The sequence below is a fragment of the Paenibacillus sp. 1-8 genome (assembly GCF_056316205.1).
The window spans coordinates 4693533-4711613 of record NZ_CM149995.1; the positions used below are offsets into that span (position 1 = coordinate 4693533).

General features: G+C 47.8%; 11 protein-coding genes, 13 tRNA genes, 4 rRNA genes and 1 pseudogene. 3 read left to right on the forward strand and 26 right to left on the reverse strand.

From position 1 onward, the window contains the following. Positions 1-296 precede the first annotated feature (296 nt). From AC0WRU_RS21565 to AC0WRU_RS21655, 19 genes are all read right to left on the reverse strand, one after another. A tRNA-Gly gene (locus AC0WRU_RS21565) sits at positions 297-367 on the reverse strand. Positions 368-376: 9 nt separating this feature from the next. Further along, positions 377-450, reverse strand: a tRNA-Pro gene (locus AC0WRU_RS21570). Positions 451-467: 17 nt separating this feature from the next. Continuing rightward, positions 468-544, reverse strand: a tRNA-Arg gene (locus tag AC0WRU_RS21575). Between the two features lie 5 nt (positions 545-549). Next, positions 550-624 (reverse strand) — tRNA-Gly (locus tag AC0WRU_RS21580). A gap of 10 nt (positions 625-634) precedes the next feature. Next, a tRNA-Leu gene (locus tag AC0WRU_RS21585) sits at positions 635-715 on the reverse strand. Between the two features lie 11 nt (positions 716-726). Then, a tRNA-Lys gene (locus AC0WRU_RS21590) sits at positions 727-802 on the reverse strand. 4 nt (positions 803-806) lie between these two features. Continuing rightward, positions 807-881, reverse strand: a tRNA-Gln gene (locus AC0WRU_RS21595). 55 nt (positions 882-936) lie between these two features. Next, positions 937-1012 (reverse strand) — tRNA-Val (locus tag AC0WRU_RS21600). Between the two features lie 11 nt (positions 1013-1023). Then, positions 1024-1095, reverse strand: a tRNA-Glu gene (locus AC0WRU_RS21605). Positions 1096-1103: 8 nt separating this feature from the next. Next, a tRNA-Thr gene (locus tag AC0WRU_RS21610) sits at positions 1104-1176 on the reverse strand. Between the two features lie 5 nt (positions 1177-1181). Further along, positions 1182-1254 (reverse strand) — tRNA-Asn (locus AC0WRU_RS21615). Between the two features lie 19 nt (positions 1255-1273). Beyond that, positions 1274-1390: ribosomal RNA gene (gene rrf / locus AC0WRU_RS21620) — 5S ribosomal RNA — on the reverse strand. Between the two features lie 104 nt (positions 1391-1494). Continuing rightward, positions 1495-4422: ribosomal RNA gene (locus tag AC0WRU_RS21625) — 23S ribosomal RNA — on the reverse strand. 264 nt (positions 4423-4686) lie between these two features. Beyond that, a tRNA-Ala gene (locus AC0WRU_RS21630) sits at positions 4687-4762 on the reverse strand. A gap of 21 nt (positions 4763-4783) precedes the next feature. Further along, a tRNA-Ile gene (locus tag AC0WRU_RS21635) sits at positions 4784-4860 on the reverse strand. A gap of 38 nt (positions 4861-4898) precedes the next feature. Further along, positions 4899-5015, reverse strand: a 5S ribosomal RNA gene (gene rrf, locus AC0WRU_RS21640). A 118-nt stretch (positions 5016-5133) separates the two neighbouring features. Continuing rightward, positions 5134-6691: ribosomal RNA gene (locus AC0WRU_RS21645) — 16S ribosomal RNA — on the reverse strand. Together the 16S, 23S and 5S rRNA genes with 13 tRNA genes alongside form the textbook arrangement of a ribosomal RNA operon. 438 nt (positions 6692-7129) lie before the next feature. Then, positions 7130-7360, reverse strand: a complete 231-nt coding sequence (locus AC0WRU_RS21650) for a hypothetical protein (RefSeq protein ID WP_013312131.1) — start codon at positions 7358-7360, stop codon at positions 7130-7132. A 194-nt stretch (positions 7361-7554) separates the two neighbouring features. Beyond that, entirely contained in the window at positions 7555-8169 is a 615-nt protein-coding gene (locus AC0WRU_RS21655; RefSeq protein WP_476126268.1) for a stage II sporulation protein M, read from the reverse strand. 100 nt (positions 8170-8269) lie between these two features. On the opposite strand from AC0WRU_RS21655, the gene pdaB reads away from it, so the two are divergent. After that, positions 8270-9049 carry a polysaccharide deacetylase family sporulation protein PdaB gene (pdaB, locus tag AC0WRU_RS21660; protein ID WP_476126269.1) on the forward strand — a complete coding sequence of 260 codons (780 nt, stop codon included), beginning with the start codon at positions 8270-8272 and terminating at the stop codon, positions 9047-9049. A 106-nt stretch (positions 9050-9155) separates the two neighbouring features. Continuing rightward, a complete protein-coding gene (gerD, locus tag AC0WRU_RS21665) occupies positions 9156-9896 on the forward strand; it encodes a spore germination lipoprotein GerD (RefSeq protein ID WP_476126270.1) in 741 nt (246 codons plus the stop codon). A 33-nt stretch (positions 9897-9929) separates the two neighbouring features. On the opposite strand, the gene AC0WRU_RS21670 is transcribed toward gerD, so the two are convergent. The 4 genes from AC0WRU_RS21670 to AC0WRU_RS21685 all read right to left on the reverse strand — a co-directional run bounded on the left by AC0WRU_RS21670 (position 9930) and on the right by AC0WRU_RS21685 (position 13856). Continuing rightward, positions 9930-11036 carry an Mrp/NBP35 family ATP-binding protein gene (locus tag AC0WRU_RS21670; RefSeq protein WP_476126271.1) on the reverse strand — a complete coding sequence of 369 codons (1107 nt, stop codon included), beginning with the start codon at positions 11034-11036 and terminating at the stop codon, positions 9930-9932. A 60-nt stretch (positions 11037-11096) separates the two neighbouring features. Then, on the reverse strand, positions 11097-11873 hold the full coding sequence (gene cwlD / locus AC0WRU_RS21675; protein ID WP_476126272.1) for an N-acetylmuramoyl-L-alanine amidase CwlD: 777 nt from the start codon (positions 11871-11873) through the stop codon (positions 11097-11099). 69 nt (positions 11874-11942) lie between these two features. Beyond that, positions 11943-13112, reverse strand: coding sequence for a sulfate adenylyltransferase (sat, locus tag AC0WRU_RS21680; protein WP_476126273.1), 1170 nt, complete (start codon positions 13110-13112; stop codon positions 11943-11945). Positions 13113-13163: 51 nt separating this feature from the next. Beyond that, complete coding sequence (locus AC0WRU_RS21685) at positions 13164-13856, reverse strand: phosphoadenylyl-sulfate reductase (protein WP_476126274.1); 693 nt, start codon at positions 13854-13856, stop codon at positions 13164-13166. A gap of 310 nt (positions 13857-14166) precedes the next feature. Between AC0WRU_RS21685 and AC0WRU_RS21690 the strand changes: the two are divergent. After that, positions 14167-15866 (forward strand): annotated as a pseudogene (locus AC0WRU_RS21690) (NAD-dependent malic enzyme). Positions 15867-16231: 365 nt separating this feature from the next. Here AC0WRU_RS21690 and rpsI read toward each other — a convergent pair. From rpsI to truA, 3 genes are all read right to left on the reverse strand, one after another. Continuing rightward, positions 16232-16624 (reverse strand): 30S ribosomal protein S9, encoded by a 393-nt coding sequence (gene rpsI / locus AC0WRU_RS21695; protein WP_013312140.1) that lies wholly within the window; start codon positions 16622-16624, stop codon positions 16232-16234. 20 nt (positions 16625-16644) lie between these two features. After that, a complete protein-coding gene (gene rplM, locus AC0WRU_RS21700; RefSeq protein ID WP_025685926.1) occupies positions 16645-17082 on the reverse strand; it encodes a 50S ribosomal protein L13 in 438 nt (145 codons plus the stop codon). Between the two features lie 183 nt (positions 17083-17265). Beyond that, positions 17266-18051, reverse strand: a complete 786-nt coding sequence (truA, locus tag AC0WRU_RS21705) for a tRNA pseudouridine(38-40) synthase TruA (RefSeq protein WP_476126275.1) — start codon at positions 18049-18051, stop codon at positions 17266-17268. Positions 18052-18081: the final 30 nt, after the last annotated feature.

Genomic DNA, 18081 nt, shown 5'->3' on the forward strand with positions numbered 1-18081 from the left:
GTGTACAACTACGTACAGCAGCCTTAGAGTTATCACCAGCAAGCGCATCGTTAACGATCATAGGATTCCTATATTGAAGGGATTTGATCACGAAATTAGCCTTACTGCAGGAGAAAGGGATACATTAGAGGGAGAATTCGGGATCTGGGTGTTAAAGTACCTGGAGCCTATGTACAATATGCACAAGTCATCCCCAACTGTGCATGACAGGAGATTTCCGCAGTAACCTATACACAGAGAAGGTTTATAATGTGGACAAAATAAAAAGAAGCCTCTCGGCTTCTAGGTAATCAGTAAGCGGGTGATGGGAATCGAACCCACGCTATCAGCTTGGAAGGCTGAAGTTCTACCATTGAACTACACCCGCAAATTAGTATCGGGATGACACGATTTGAACATGCGACCCCCTGGTCCCAAACCAGGTGCTCTACCAAGCTGAGCTACATCCCGACATATAATTTTAAAAATGGCGCGCCCTGAGAGATTCGAACTCCCGGCCTTTTGATTCGTAGTCAAACGCTCTATCCAGCTGAGCTAAGGGCGCAAATATGGAGCGGACGACGGGAATCGAACCCGCGACCCTCGCCTTGGCAAGGCGATGCTCTACCGCTGAGCCACGTCCGCAAAAACAAGATGCGCGTGGAGGGACTTGAACCCCCACGTCAAAGACGCTAGATCCTAAGTCTAGTGCGTCTGCCAATTCCGCCACACGCGCATGTAATAAAATGGTGAGCCATGAAGGATTCGAACCTTCGACACCCTGATTAAAAGTCAGGTGCTCTACCAGCTGAGCTAATGGCTCTTAATGGCTGGGGATATAGGATTTGAACCTATGCATGACGGAGTCAAAGTCCGTTGCCTTACCGCTTGGCTAATCCCCAATATGCATATGATTCACAATTCCCCAACATTTCAACCAGGTAAGAGGATGAAATATGGTGGAGGCTGAGGGGCTCGAACCCCCGACCCTCTGCTTGTAAGGCAGATGCTCTCCCAGCTGAGCTAAGCCTCCATACTATCCTATGACCCGTAGGGGAATCGAACCCCTGTTACCTCCGTGAAAGGGAGGTGTCTTAACCGCTTGACCAACGGGCCCTAACACAAGCTCTCAACCGGGTTCGAACCGGTGACCTCATCCTTACCATGGATGCACTCTACCTGCTGAGCTATGAGAGCAAAGGCTCCCCGAACAGGACTCGAACCTGTGACAACTCGATTAACAGTCGAGTGCTCTACCAACTGAGCTATCAGGGAATAGTAATCATAAGGATTTGCTTGGCGACGTCCTACTCTCCCAGGACCCTGCGGTCCAAGTACCATCGGCGCTGGAGGGCTTAACGGTCGTGTTCGGGATGGGTACGTGTGGAACCCCTCCGCTATCGCCACCAAACATGAATTTACATCGTAAATTCGCCTATACGTATGTATCTTCTACATACCTTCAAGGTGTTACACCCTGAAAACTGGATCCGAAACTCCATTGCGTCCTATTCTTAGGATAAGCCCTCGACCGATTAGTATTGGTCAGCTCCATGCATTACTGCACTTCCACCCCCAACCTATCTACCTCGTCGTCTTCAAGGGGTCTTACATACTGGGAAATCTCATCTTGAGGGGGGCTTCACGCTTAGATGCTTTCAGCGCTTATCCCTTCCGTACATAGCTACCCAGCGGTGCTCCTGGCGGAACAACTGGTACACCAGCGGTACGTCCATCCCGGTCCTCTCGTACTAAGGACAGCTCCTCTCAAATTTCCTACGCCCACGACAGATAGGGACCGAACTGTCTCACGACGTTCTGAACCCAGCTCGCGTACCGCTTTAATGGGCGAACAGCCCAACCCTTGGGACCTACTTCAGCCCCAGGATGCGATGAGCCGACATCGAGGTGCCAAACCTCCCCGTCGATGTGGACTCTTGGGGGAGATAAGCCTGTTATCCCCAGGGTAGCTTTTATCCGTTGAGCGATGGCCCTTCCATGCGGTACCACCGGATCACTAAGCCCGACTTTCGTCCCTGCTCGACTTGTAGGTCTCGCAGTCAAGCTCCCTTCTGCCTTTGCACTCTTCGAATGATTTCCAACCATTCTGAGGGAACCTTGGGGCGCCTCCGTTACTCTTTAGGAGGCGACCGCCCCAGTCAAACTGCCCACCTGACACTGTCCTCGTACCGGATCACGGTACCAAGTTAGAACCTAGATACGATCAGGGTGGTATCCCAAGGATGCCTCCTCTCAAGCTGGCGCTCAAGTCTCTTAGGCTCCCACCTATCCTGTACAGATCGTACCCAAATTCAATATCAAGCTGCAGTAAAGCTCCATGGGGTCTTTCCGTCTTGTCGCGGGTAACCTGCATCTTCACAGGTATTAAAATTTCACCGGATCTCTCGTTGAGACAGCGCCCAAGTCGTTACGCCATTCGTGCGGGTCAGAATTTACCTGACAAGGAATTTCGCTACCTTAGGACCGTTATAGTTACGGCCGCCGTTTACTGGGGCTTCGGTTCATAGCTTCGCCCCGAAGGACTTACCACTCCCCTTAACCTTCCAGCACCGGGCAGGCGTCAGCCCGTATACTTCGCCTTGCGGCTTCGCACAGACCTGTGTTTTTGCTAAACAGTCGCTTGGGCCTTTTCACTGCGGCCCCCTCGGGCTATTCACCCTACCGAGGCACCCCTTCTCCCGAAGTTACGGGGTCATTTTGCCGAGTTCCTTAACGAGAGTTCTTCCGCGCGCCTTAGAATTCTCTTCTCGCCTACCTGTGTCGGTTTGCGGTACGGGCACCTTCTCCTGGCTAGAGGCTTTTCTTGGCAGTCTGAGATCATGACCTTCGCTACTACAATTTTCGCTCCCCATCACAGCCCAGCCTTACGATGTGCGGATTTGCCTACACACCAGCCTCACTGCTTAGACGGACATCCATCAGTCCGCGTCACTACCCTACTGCGTCACCCCATTGCTCATAACGGATTACGGTGGTACAGGAATTTCGACCTGTTGTCCTTCGACTACGCCTATCGGCCTCGCCTTAGGTCCCGACTTACCCTGAGCGGACGAACCTTCCTCAGGAACCCTTAGGCTTTCGGCGGATCTGATTCTCACAGATCTTTTCGTTACTCATACCGGCATTCTCACTTGAATGCAGTCCAGCGCTCCTTACGGTACACCTTCAACCCGCATTCAACGCTCCCCTACCCCTGATACCTAAGTATCAAGCCATAGCTTCGGTGGCGTGTTTAGCCCCGTTACATTTTCGGCGCAGAGTCACTCGACCAGTGAGCTATTACGCACTCTTTCAATGGTGGCTGCTTCTAAGCCAACATCCTGGTTGTCTGTGCAACTCCACATCCTTTCCCACTTAACACACACTTGGGGACCTTAGCTGATGGTCTGGGCTGTTTCCCTTTCGACAATGGATCTTAGCACTCACTGTCTGACTCCCGGAACTAAGTCTATGGCATTCGGAGTTTGACTGAGCTTGGTAACCCTTGCGGGCCCCGCACCCAATCAGTGCTCTACCTCCACGACTCTTATTCCGAGGCTAGCCCTAAAGCTATTTCGGGGAGAACCAGCTATCTCCGGGTTCGATTGGAATTTCTCCGCTACCCCCACCTCATCCCCGCATTTTTCAACATGCGTGGGTTCGGGCCTCCAGTGCGTGTTACCGCACCTTCACCCTGGACAGGGGTAGATCACCCGGTTTCGGGTCTACGTCCACGTACTAAGTCGCCCTATTCAGACTCGCTTTCGCTGCGGCTTCAGCTCTTCACCTTAACCTTGCACGGGAACGTAACTCGCCGGTTCATTCTACAAAAGGCACGCCATCACCCATAGATCGGGCTCTGACTTCTTGTAAGCACACGGTTTCAGGATCTATTTCACTCCCCTTCCGGGGTGCTTTTCACCTTTCCCTCACGGTACTGCTTCACTATCGGTCGCCAGGGAGTATTTAGCCTTGGCAGATGGTCCTGCCGGATTCATACGGGGTTTCACGTGCCCCGCACTACTCGGGATCCGTCTCGGAGGGAACAGGTTTTGAATTACAGGGCTTTTACCTTCTCTGGCGGGCCTTTCCAGACCTCTTCATCTAACCGATTCCTTTGTAACTCCATGTGAGACGTCCCACAACCCCAAGGAGCAAGCTCCTTGGTTTGGGCTAATCCGCGTTCGCTCGCCGCTACTGACGGAATCACTATTGTTTTCTCTTCCTCAGGGTACTTAGATGTTTCAGTTCCCCTGGTATGCCTCTGTTCTGCCTATGTATTCAGCAGAAAGTGACTGTCGATGAAGACAGCCGGGTTTCCCCATTCGGACATCCCCGGATCAAAGCTTGCTTACAGCTCCCCGAGGCTTTATCGTTGTTCGCCACGTCCTTCGTCGGCTCCTGGCGCCTAGGCATCCTCCGTGTGCTCTTTGTAGCTTAACCTAGACTTTTCTTTCATAGAAAGAAAATGTCGATGTTCGATAAAGAGTGATTTTTGCCAAAGGCAAAATATCTTTCCTTACCTGCTACCTTTATTTCACTTGTTTACACAAGATCAGCGTAAAGGAATATTCTAAAACGCAATTTCGTTTCGGTATCCAGTTTTCAAGGTGCAATACAGTTTCATCGAAACTGTAGCCTGTGTGATTATCGATCCAACTCCGAAGAGTGGATGATCATCATGCAGTTTTTTGATGAAGTTGTAATTGGTGGAGCCAAGCGGGATCGAACCGCTGACCTCCTGCTTGCAAGGCAGGCGCTCTCCCAGCTGAGCTATGGCCCCAAAAAGTGATATAAAGTTATATGGTGGGCCCTAGTGGACTCGAACCACCGACCTCACCCTTATCAGGGGTGCGCTCTAACCAGCTGAGCTAAGGGCCCATAATAAACCACCAAAGAAGTTCTCCTTTAGTGGTTGCGCTTGGCGACGTCCTACTCTCCCAGGACCCTGCGGTCCAAGTACCATCGGCGCTGGAGGGCTTAACGGTCGTGTTCGGGATGGGTACGTGTGGAACCCCTCCGCTATCGCCACCAAACGTTTGAGAGTTTAAGCTCTCAAAACTGAGCAACGAGTGAGTAACAGGCCTAAACCTGAGTTTTGAAGCTTACGCTTCATATTTGAATGTTTCCGTTGCAGGAAACGATTCTCCATAGAAAGGAGGTGATCCAGCCGCACCTTCCGATACGGCTACCTTGTTACGACTTCACCCCAATCATCTACCCCACCTTCGGCGGCTGGCTCCCTTGCGGGTTACCCCACCGACTTCGGGTGTTGTAAACTCTCGTGGTGTGACGGGCGGTGTGTACAAGACCCGGGAACGTATTCACCGCGGCATGCTGATCCGCGATTACTAGCAATTCCGACTTCATGCAGGCGAGTTGCAGCCTGCAATCCGAACTGAGACCGGCTTTTCTAGGATTCGCTCCAGATCGCTCTTTCGCTTCCCGTTGTACCGGCCATTGTAGTACGTGTGTAGCCCAGGTCATAAGGGGCATGATGATTTGACGTCATCCCCACCTTCCTCCGGTTTGTCACCGGCAGTCTGCTTAGAGTGCCCAGCTTGACCTGCTGGCAACTAAGCATAAGGGTTGCGCTCGTTGCGGGACTTAACCCAACATCTCACGACACGAGCTGACGACAACCATGCACCACCTGTCTCCCCTGTCCCGAAGGAAAGGTCTATCTCTAGACCGATCAGGGGGATGTCAAGACCTGGTAAGGTTCTTCGCGTTGCTTCGAATTAAACCACATACTCCACTGCTTGTGCGGGTCCCCGTCAATTCCTTTGAGTTTCAGTCTTGCGACCGTACTCCCCAGGCGGAATGCTTAATGTGTTAACTTCGGCACCAAGGGTATCGAAACCCCTAACACCTAGCATTCATCGTTTACGGCGTGGACTACCAGGGTATCTAATCCTGTTTGCTCCCCACGCTTTCGCGCCTCAGCGTCAGTTACAGCCCAGAGAGTCGCCTTCGCCACTGGTGTTCCTCCACATATCTACGCATTTCACCGCTACACGTGGAATTCCACTCTCCTCTTCTGCACTCAAGCTCCCCAGTTTCCAGTGCGACCCGAAGTTGAGCCTCGGGATTAAACACCAGACTTAAAGAGCCGCCTGCGCGCGCTTTACGCCCAATAATTCCGGACAACGCTTGCCCCCTACGTATTACCGCGGCTGCTGGCACGTAGTTAGCCGGGGCTTTCTTCTCAGGTACCGTCACTCTTGTAGCAGTTACTCTACAAGACGTTCTTCCCTGGCAACAGAGCTTTACGATCCGAAAACCTTCATCACTCACGCGGCGTTGCTCCGTCAGGCTTTCGCCCATTGCGGAAGATTCCCTACTGCTGCCTCCCGTAGGAGTCTGGGCCGTGTCTCAGTCCCAGTGTGGCCGATCACCCTCTCAGGTCGGCTACGCATCGTCGCCTTGGTAGGCCTTTACCCCACCAACTAGCTAATGCGCCGCAGGCCCATCCATCAGTGACAGATTGCTCCGTCTTTCCTCCCCTCCCCATGCAGGGAAAGGATGTATCCGGTATTAGCTACCGTTTCCGGTAGTTATCCCAGTCTCATGGGCAGGTTGCCTACGTGTTACTCACCCGTCCGCCGCTAGGTTGTTCTAGAAGCAAGCTTCCACAACAACCCCGCTCGACTTGCATGTATTAGGCACGCCGCCAGCGTTCGTCCTGAGCCAGGATCAAACTCTCCATTAAAGACCAACCGAAGCTGGTTTATAGAAAGAGCGATTCGCTCATTTTGAAACTGACGAGATAAAATATCTCTTTTTCACTCCGATTTCATACAACCTTACGGTATGTGCTGAAATCTTTGTGGTTGATTTTGCGAACAAAATCATTTACTCACTCGTTGTTCAGTTTTCAAAGATCAAACCTGCATTATGTCTTGCTATCGTTCTTGCTTTGTTTCATCACCGCGTCTCAGTGGCGACCTTTATAATATATCATTACTTTGTGAGATTTGCAAGAGTTTTTTTAATTTCTTTTTTTCGAGCAAATTTCTCAAAAAGGAACGAAAATTAATTTACCATGAATCCTAAATAGAGTCAATACTTATTTTGATATCAGAAAGTATAAACTTCTTAAGGGTTAACTTCCTGATATCTCTGATTTTATAATTGGCTCTTATATCTTTTATTGTTTGGTTTGGGGAACGCGCCCTCTGCGAGCATATTTGGATAGTTCCTTGGCGGGTGCAAAGCGGGCATACATGCGGAAAACTGTTTTATACCGAAGCGCTATCGCATAACGAATATCCTGATCCAATCGGGTATCGCTCATATCAAGCAGCATTTCATCAAGTTCCTTACGAAGAACATAATCCAGTTCCTTGCATTCTTTTTCATTAAACAGCATTCCCAGCATATGACCATACTCCCTTATCAGCTTATTATATAGTGCTTATATTCGTTCAACTATTGTTCCAGTCTTTACCTGTTTTTAAACTCAACTGTTAAGGTTTCAAACTTATTCCGATTTAATTCCATGTTTTCACTTCGGGCTCTCCCCTTTGTTATGTTCAATTTTCAGGAAAAATATAAATAACCGACCATAATATTTTAATGTGACAATAAACGATACGTTATTCCACTCTCGATTGCAGCAGCAATAAACAGCAGAACAACGGACCAAATAGACACCCTCAACGTCTGTTTCATAAACGACTCCCATGTTTGGGCAAGCCCTTTTCGTTTCAACCCTATGCCTGCACCGATCGAGGACATCACTTGCCCCCCAAACTTCAAACCGAAAGCACAGGCGATAATTAAAACAGGTAATTCAATTACACCATGCGGAAGCAATCCTTTTACAATAACCTCATACAAGCTTCTGCCCGTATCCGCCTGTAAGTGTACGACAAACCCCAAAACCATCCCATTCATAATTAAAAATACAAATGGTACGATTCCAAATAAAGCTCCTACAAATATAACCAGCACACACTTGATAGCATTATTGAAAAAGATAAACACAAAAAAACTCCATTGAGGATGTTCAGTCTGCTGCAAACGCTGAGCCACTTCCCCCAATCCTGACAATTGTTGAGCCAATATGGATTGAATAGCCCCTGTACTTAACCAGCCCACCACAATACTTATGCAAAACAGAAATGCGGAAACTAAAATCAACCGTCTTGTCGTGTGTAAATCATGTAGAAATGCTTTTAATCCCATCAGATCAGTCCCTCCTGTTTAGTCCAATGGCATAATTGACAACCCCAGGCATAGCTTTAAGTAAACAAGCACTTCTATGATGAAAGGGGCGTTATTAACCATGAATTCTTTTTTTTATGTACTGAATGGCAAAAAAATTAAACGGTTCTTTATCGTAGCGGCGGCGGCCATTTTCGCTATTGGGGTCATTTATGTAGAAACCGATAATGTCACCGTTTTTTCCGAGGAAGTACCAGCGGCTATTTATAGTGTACCCACAGACAAAAAGCTGATCGCTCTTACCTTTGACATTAGTTGGGGAGATAAGCGTACTGAACCCATCCTAAAGGTTCTTGAGGACAAAAAAGTGAACAAGTCCACCTTCTTTCTTTCCTCTCCATGGAGCAAAACGCACCCGGAGCTTGTGAATCAGATAAAAGATCGTGGATATGAGATCGGTAGCCATGGACATAAACATGAAAATTACAGCAGTCTAAGTGATGAGGACATTCGTAAGCAGATTTCAACAGCCCACACCACGTTGACCGAGCTGACCGGGCAGCCGCCGAAGTTGATCCGTATGCCTAATGGTGATTTCGACAAAAGGGTTCTTCAGGTCGCCAGCACTTTCGGCTACAAAACAATCCAGTGGGACACTGATTCTTTAGATTGGAAAAACCCAGGTACTCAGGTCATTATTGACCGTGTTGTGAAAAAAGCACATCCCGGCGACATTGTTCTTCTGCATGCCAGTGATTCCTGTAAACAAACTCATGAAGCGCTGCCCGTCATTATCGACAAATTGCGTGCGCAAGGTTATGAATTTGTAACTGTATCCGAACTGCTTCAACAGGGCACAGTAAAAGGCAAAGAGGTTCGTGATCAGGCCCTGGGTCTTTAAGAAGTTATTTTACAACGTTCTCAACAAAAAACCAAAATTCAGACGACATATTTCACCTCATCCATTCGCATACTATCCACATTCATGATGAAGGAGGAATACGGCCATGAATTGGACTCGTTTGCGATTAGTCAGCATGATATGCGTACTGGGCGTTGCGCTGACCGGCTGTGGTTCGGACCAGAGCTCGGCGCCACCCCAGAACAGCTATAAAGAAATGAAAACGATGGTTGTCGATATTTTAAAAAGCGATGACGGGAAAAAAGCAGTGGAGGAAGCTTTGACCGGGGAAAGCAGCTCATCGAAAGATGGACAATCCGGTCAAGGCAGCGAAGGCGGTGGAGCTGGCGGAGGCTCCGGCGGCAGTATGGGAATGAAAATGATTATGCCCACACAGTCAGCAGAACAGATGAAGATCGCAGTCAAGGATACTCTGGTTTCTCCGGAGTACAAAAAGGAAATCGAGAAAATCATGACTGATCCGCGCTTTGCCGGTGAGTTTGCCAAGGCCATCAACAGCCAAAGTAAGCAACTTCATATGCAACTCATTAAAGACCCTTCTTATCAAAAATCTATTGAGGCGATGCTCAAATCGCCAGAACTGACCAAAATGTATATGGACTTAACTAAAACCCCTGAATACCGCAAACAATCTATGACGGTCATGCACGATGCGATGCAGAATCCGATTTTCCGACTTGAGGTTATGAACTTACTCAAAACTGTCGTACAGGAAGAGCTTCAACCCAAGGTTGAGAAAAAAAGTGGTGGTCAGGACGGAACAAGCGGTGGAAAACAAGATGGCGGCGGTGGTGATAGCGGCAGCGGTGGACAAGAAGGTCAATAATAAAAAGGCTGGTTCAGGAACCAGCCTTTTTTCTTATTCAGATTCGGCGTGCAACGTCGTAATTTGAGTGGCGATGTCGTTGTAGATCGCTCCCGTTGCCGATTCGGATTTATATACAGATGGTGAAAAATCCGCCTCTGCCGGATGATTATCCGGAATACCCAGTGGAATTTGCGCCAGCAGCTTTGTATGAAGAGTGTCAGCCAGCATAGCCCCACCCCCACGGCCAAAAACATAGTCCTTCTCTCCAGTAGAAGATACATAATAGGACATGTTCTCGACAACGCCAATGACCTTATGATCCGTTTGGAGCGCCATTGCTCCTGCACGGGCGGCCACAAAGGCTGCGGTTGCATGAGGAGTAGTCACAATGATTTCTTCACTCTGCGGGATCATTTGGTGTACATCAAGCGCTACATCCCCGGTTCCCGGCGGTAGATCAAGAATCATATAGTCCAGCTTGCCCCATTCGACATCACTAAAAAACTGTCTGAGCATTCTTCCCAGCATGGGACCTCTCCAAATCACGGGGTTGTTCTCCCTGACAAAAAAACCCATAGACATAATCTTGATGCCAAATCGCTCCACCGGCTGAATAATGCCGTCTTCTACGGTAGGAACGTCCTCGGCTCCGATCATATCCGGTACGCTAAATCCATAAATGTCGGCATCAATTAAACCCACACGTTTGCCCTGTCTAGCCAAGGCAGCCGCTAGATTTACAGCCACTGTCGATTTACCGACACCGCCTTTTCCGCTGGCAATGGCAATAAACCGTACGCCAGATGCCGGATTCAGCAGCTCATGTTCTTCCATACCAGCAGCATGTCCCTTGGTTAAAACCGGGTCAGCCGCTTCCTTCGTATTCTCTCCCGTCTGAATGGCGGATCTTTCATGCTCGGACGCTTCACGAATACGAATATGAATATGGCTCAGCCCCGCTTCTTCCAACGTCTGCCTGATTTCCCGCTCCAGCTCTGCCCGTGCTCCTTCCTCTAGATTTAGACTAATCGCGGTCAAGGATACACGATCCTCTTTAATAACAACATCCCGAATAAAATGAAGCTCGACCAAACGATGACCTGTATGAGGCTCTCGTACCTGTTGAAGTAGCTCTATAACTTGCTCTCTGGATTGCATGAATAATCAGCACCTCTGCTTCAATGAATTTACGTAGTTGTAAACACTTACAGTATACCACTATCTGGCCTTAGGTGCTGACGAGGCTCCCTTTTCCCCAGCGCTATAACGCAGCACTCCCTTATAAATCGCTGCTGCCACCTGTCTCTGATAGGTTTCATCACTCAGTCGTCTGGCTTCCTCCGGATGGGACAAAAAGCCGACTTCTACGAGAGCTGATGGCATTTTGAGGGCCTTGAGTAAATATACCGTGTTCACCGTCTTGGCCACTCTGTCTGTATTCTCCAGGTTGCGTTTAATCTCCTCCTGAATGAGGGAGGCCAAATTTTCGTTGTCCGCATGATTAGGGACGTAAAAGGTTTGGGCTCCACTCCAGCGGCTCGACGGGATGCTGTTCATGTGAATACTTAAAAAGAGATCCGCTTTATGCTCCTCAATCATGCGTACACGCTGTTTCAGGTCCTCCGTTTTTCTTTTAGCATAGCCCTTGGTTTCTTGCTGTGCCAGATCACGGTCTGCCTCCCGAGTCATGACGACAACGGCTCCTGCTTGTTGCAAATAATCTCGCAAATAAAAGGCAATCGCCAGATTAATGTCCTTCTCAATGACGCCTTCCTTGCTGACAGCCCCTCCATCTGGTCCTCCATGTCCTGCATCTATGGCAATTACTTTACCGGTAAGCGGAAGACTCCAATGGGTCCAGGCTCTCGAAGCGGGTATCTCATATAGAGCCAGCGTGATAAACAGAACGGCGAGACAGCAGCCCAGCAGTATTTTTTTCAGCGTCCGATAGCGAATCCACAGTGTAACCTCGTGTTTACGATTGTTTTTTTGCATAACAAAACGCCTCCGTCCCTATACAGATACTAATGATCTATATGGGACGAGGCGTGTAAATAGTACTACTCAGGAATGAACAAATTCTTTCATACCTTCAATCAACACCTGGGCGACTTCCGGTCGTGTAAATTCAGGCGGCGGGCAAACCCCCGAACGTAACAATTCCCGAACTTTGGTGCCCGAAAGCGTCAAATGATGTTCCTTGGGATGAGGGCATGTTTTGCTAGAGGCCATATTTCCACATCGGGTACAATAAAAGCTGTGTTCGAAGAACAACGGGGTAATCTCCAGTTCCTCAGGTGTGAAGTTTTTGAAAATATCCTGAGCTTCGTACGTACCATAGTAGTCTCCTACACCCGCATGGTCCCTTCCTACAATAAAATGGGTACACCCGTAGTTCTTCCGCACAATGGCATGAAAAATAGCCTCTCTCGGACCAGCATATCGCATGGCAGCAGGAAACACACCCAAAAAGGTACGGTCAGCCGGATAATAGTTGTCCAGCAGCACCAGATAGCTCTTCATACGCACATCTGCCGGAACGTCATCTGACTTGGTTTCACCCACGAGCGGATTCAGAAATAACGCATCGACAATCTCCATCGCGCTTTTTTGGATGTACTCATGCGCCCGATGTACGGGATTACGTGTTTGGAACCCGACTACTGTTTTCCAGCCTTTTTCAGCAAAATGATTGCGTGTCTGCACCGGTGTGTAATAAAACTCACCAAATTGCGCGGGTTCTGGCCGATTCAGCACCTGCACAGATCCCCCTACATAAGTAGCTGGTCGCTCCAAAAGTTTTTTAACACCAGGATGCGCCGGATCATTTGTCTTGAATACACGTCTGGCCTCTTCTGCCTGATCAACCTGATATATACTCTCAATATCAAGTACAGCATATATGGTACCGTCCGTTTCACCCACTAAAGCGACCTGTTGACCCAATGTAAGTTCCCCGGCTATGATCTCCGTAACCGCAAGCGTAATGGGGATACTCCAGACTGTACCATCGGCAAGACGCATATCCGCTACCACCGACCGATAGTCGGCTTCGTTCATAAACCCTGTCAGCGGAGAAAATGCCCCCACTCCAATCAAATCCAGATCGGAAATAGTCCACGAATTTACACGGATAGGAAACAATTCACGGGCGGCCTGCAAAAGTGTTTTTTGCTCTGGGCCTGTAATGATTCTATCGACAAGCGTTCCACCATGCGGAAGAATTGCAGCCATAATGCACTTCCTTTCTGTTCATAAATGAGATTGACAGCTACTTGTTTATCGTTATTGATGGAGTCCACATTCCGTTTTCTCACTGCCTGACCAGCGACCAGCACGAGGATTTTCGCCTGGAAGGACTTTACGCGTACATTGCTCACAACCAATGCTGGGATAGTTACGATCATGTAGCGGATTATACAGCACTTTATGTGTATGAATATAGTTCCACACGTCCTCTGATGTCCAGCTCGCCAACGGGTTGAATTTAACGAGACCGAATTTTTCGTCATATTCTATCTTTTTTGCATTTGCACGGGTAGGAGCCTGATCTCGGCGGATCCCGGTAATCCATGCATCGTATTGCGATAAAATACGTGTCAGCGGCTCTACTTTACGTATACCACAGCATGTGTTGGGATCTGATTTCCAAAGCTCTTCTCCATGCTTGGCCGCTTGCTCTTCCGGAGTAATTAAGGGAGATACCCGCACAAAATCCATGTTGTATTTTTCCCTCATCTGATCACGCGTATCGTACGTTTCTTGAAAATGAAAGTCAGTGTCCAAATAAAAAATATCACTGGAGGGACTAATTTTTTGCAGCATATCTACAAGCACTACATCCTCCGCCCCAAAGCTACAAGCAAAGGTAAGATTCGGAAACGTATGAACAGCATACTGAATAATTTCCTCAGGCGTAGCCTCTTCCAGCTCAATTGCCTTGACCTTGATCAACTCTTCTTTCTCCAACAAGTTCATTATCAATGCGCCTCCATATGAAGATTCATAAATAAATTCCAGCATCCCAATACCGACTAAACTAATAAGAATAAATATAGTATAAAACTTTCATATTCATTGTCAATCCAAGGGATTGGTCCTTATGCATACAATCTTTGGCCCTAAAAATGCAGAATCGTTGCCCTGTAAGCATTCTATAACCCTATCCTCCGCATCCGACCAAGTTCATTGACTTTATATAAAATATTCTTATACAATACATTTGGAAATCATCCTAAAGTTACTTGGTAACTAAAAGTAATTAGTCATAGAAAGAAGGTTCGCTTGAATGGAAGCCTTTTACGTCAACAAAGACGGTTCGCTCGCTACTCCGCTCAAAGGAAAAGATGTACTCGCCAATCCGCTTTTAAACAAGGGTGTCGCCTTTACACCGAATGAACGGAAGGAGTTGGGGCTTGAAGGTATACTGCCTCCGACGGTCCTGACCTTGGAAGAGCAGGCCGAACGTGCGTACAAGCAGTTTCTCGCTCAACCAACCACGCTGCGTAAGAATGCTTCGTTGAATGACTTGTATAATCGGAATGTGGTCTTATACTATCGTCTCCTTACGGATCACCTGAGCGAAATGCTTCCGATTGTCTATACACCAACCGTAGGTCAAGCTATTCAGGAATACAGCCATGAGTATCAACGTCCCGGTGGGGTATATCTTTCCATTAATAATGTGGATGGCATCGCACAGGCTTTTGTCAACACGTAATTGAGCGCTGACGATGTAGACTTAATCGTGGTTACTGACTCCGAAAGCATACTCGGTATCGGGGATTGGGGTGTGGGAGGCATTAACATCGCCATAGGTAAGTTAGCGGTGTATACAGCGGCAGCTGGTATTAATCCGGGGCGTGTGCTACCTGTCGTTTTAGATGTTGGGACGAACAATAAAAAACTGCTACAAGACCCTCTCTACATCGGTAATCGACAACAGCGGGTGCGTGGAGAGCAGTATGACCGTTTTATTGATGCGTTTGTACAGCATACATTGGGACAGTTCCCGAAGGCACTCCTTCATTGGGAAGATATGGGGAATGTTAACGCCCGCAATATTATGGAAAAGTACGGAGAACATATTCTTACGTTTAATGATGACAAACAAGGAACAGGTGCGGTTACATTAGCAGCTGTTATTTCGGCGTTAAAGGTGACGGGAATTCCGTTGCAGAAGCAACGTATTCTTATTTTTGGCCCCGGTGCTGCAGGAATTGGAAATGCCGACCAGATTCGAGATGCTATGATGAAGCAAGGTCTATCTGAGAAGGAAAGCAGCCAACGTTTTTGGACTTATGATTACCGAGGGCTGTTAACAGAGGGGATGGAGAATATATTCGATTTTCAAAAGCCCTATCTACGTTCCGAAGAGGAAGTACGTTCATGGGCACGGTCCGATGACGGTAAAATTACTCTGCTTGAGGTTATTCGTCAGATTAAGCCCACTATACTGATCGGCACCTCAGGTGTCCACGGTGCTTTCTCGGATAAAATTATAAAGAAATGGCCAACCACGTTGAACGGCCTATCATTATGCCTATGTCTAACCCTACAGCGCTCGCAGAGGCAATTCCAGAGGATCTGATCCGCTAGACACAAGGTAGGGCGCTTATCGCTACTGGAAGCCCCTTTGAGCCTGTCACCTATGAAGGGACGGTTTATGAGATTGGACAATCGAACAATGCATTTGTATTCCCAGGATTGGGGCTTGGCACGATTGCAGTACAGGCCAAGACGATCACTGGAGGTATGTTTACCGCCGCTGCAAATGCTGTAGCCGAGATGGTGGACAGCACTAAGCCAGGAAGCGCCCTTCTCCCCAGTGTACACAAGCTGAAAGAGGTATCCTTTGCTGTAGCATTAGCCGTGGCCAAAGCAGCTATACAGGACGGCACAGCCAGTGTCAAACCAGATCATATAGAGCAGTCTCTTCGTGAACTCATGTGGAAACCGAACTATAGACGTGTAACTGCGCTAAGCTAAGACGATTATACGGAAGTATGTTGAGTATTCACTTCTTGTTGTATTTAGTCACAGGTTATGAACACAACGGGGTAAACTGAATTTGAAATAAACAAATACGATTGTGCATAACATAACTGCCTTTGATCACAACGTGGACATCTTCGAGTGTTCCTTGCAATCAAGGCGGTTATTTTGTGTCCATACGGGTTTATAATTCATTCCTACACTTTACTATCTGGTTACATCATGGGTTGAGGATGAATCAAAGGTTCTAGTTAGTGCAGTTGTAGCACTTATCGACATGTGGATATTTTCAAAAAATATTTATAACAGCAAAAAAAGAACCCTTTCCATAAGGAAAAGGTTCTTCTGTATTCGAAATATTAACGTTTCGAGAACTGTGGTGCACGACGAGCGGCTTTGAGGCCATATTTTTTACGTTCTTTCATACGTGGGTCACGAGTCAGGAAGCCTGCTTTTTTCAAAGCTGGACGGAATTCCGGATCTGCTTTCAGCAAAGCACGGGAAATACCGTGGCGAATTGCGCCTGCTTGACCAGAGATACCACCACCATGAGCAATAACGAGTACGTCATAGCTACCTACTGTTTCAGTCAGGTTCAATGGTTGTTTTACGATCAGTTTGAGTGTTTCCAAACCGAAATATTCATTAATATCACGCTTGTTAATGACAATGCGTCCTTCACCCGGTACGAGACGAACACGAGCTACCGAATGTTTACGACGACCTGTCCCATAGTATTGTACTTGTGCCATGAAACTGTCCTCCCTTTTAATTATCCGCGAAGTTCGTAAACTTCAGGTTTTTGTGCTGCATGTGGATGCTCTGTGCCTTTGTAAGCTTTAAGTCTCAGCTTCATTTTCTCGCCTTGACGAGTTTTAGGAAGCATACCGTGAACAGCCAATTCCAGCATACGCTCAGGCTTGTTCTTAACCATGTCTTGTGCAACCGTTACTTTCAGACCACCCGGATGCAGGGAGTGACGATAGTATTTTTTGTTCTCCATTTTCTTACCAGTCAATACGATTTTCTCCGCATTGATTACAACAACAAAATCACCTGTGTCCACATGTGGTGTAAACTGTGGCTTGTGTTTGCCGCGAATCAACGCAGCCGCTTCGCTTGCCAGACGGCCGAGCGTTTTGCCTTCGGCATCAATGATGTGCCAGTTGCGCTCAACTTCATTTGGCTTCGCCATATACGTAGTACGCATGAAAAGTTTCCTCCTTAAGTTCGTTAACAGAAATCATCATTTATCTTCGTTCGTTAAGTTGCTGCATTATTGATGGATTAGATGTTGTTTGAAAGTGATCGTCTTAATTGGGGCTGTGGGAAAGCCATTAAGAAAACACAACTTTTATATTACAGGATAACCATCAATTCTGCAAGGGTAAAATCAATGTTTTTTGATGTTTTCGTCGTACTCCACATTCCAGAGGGTTAAAGCATGTCCAACAGCCGTAGGACCGGCCTTTGAGCGATTTTTAGCCTCCAAAATGGAAGGAATATCATCCGCCGATTTTTTGCCTTCTCCCACTTCCAGCAAAGTCCCCATAATGATCCGAACCATGTGCTGCAAAAAACCGCTGCCCGTAATATACGTATGAATAATTCCCTGATCATCCGAACCCGGACGTGAAAAGGAATGGTCTACCGTCATGTAGGCTTCGTAAATTGTGCGGACATGATTCGTTTTCTGGGAACGTCGGGATGCGAACGATGTATAGTCAAAAGTGCCGATCAAATGGGCCAGCCCTTCCTCCATCGCTCGTATATCCAAACCCGTCGGGTGATGTGCCTGTGTACGACGGTGAAAGATGTCCGGAAACCGGTTCGCATTAATGCTGTACCGATACGTCTTCCGCTTCGCCATACGGCGTGCATGAAAGGACAACGGCACCTCTTTCGCATCCGTAACGATGATATCACGAGGCAGCCAGGCATTGAGTGCCAGACACCAGCGCTGTATCGGGATCGGTGATTCAGTATGAAAATTGAATACCTGTCCATATGCATGTACACCTGCGTCTGTGCGGCCTGAGCCTGTGATTTTAAGACGTTCGCCCGTCAATGAGTAAATAGCATTTTCAAGATAGTCCTGAATGGTATTACCACTGGGCTGCGTCTGAAAGCCATCATAGCGGGTTCCGTCATAGTTCACCTTCATGCACAAGTTCCGCATGTTTCTCACACCTTTGCAGGGGTATTCACT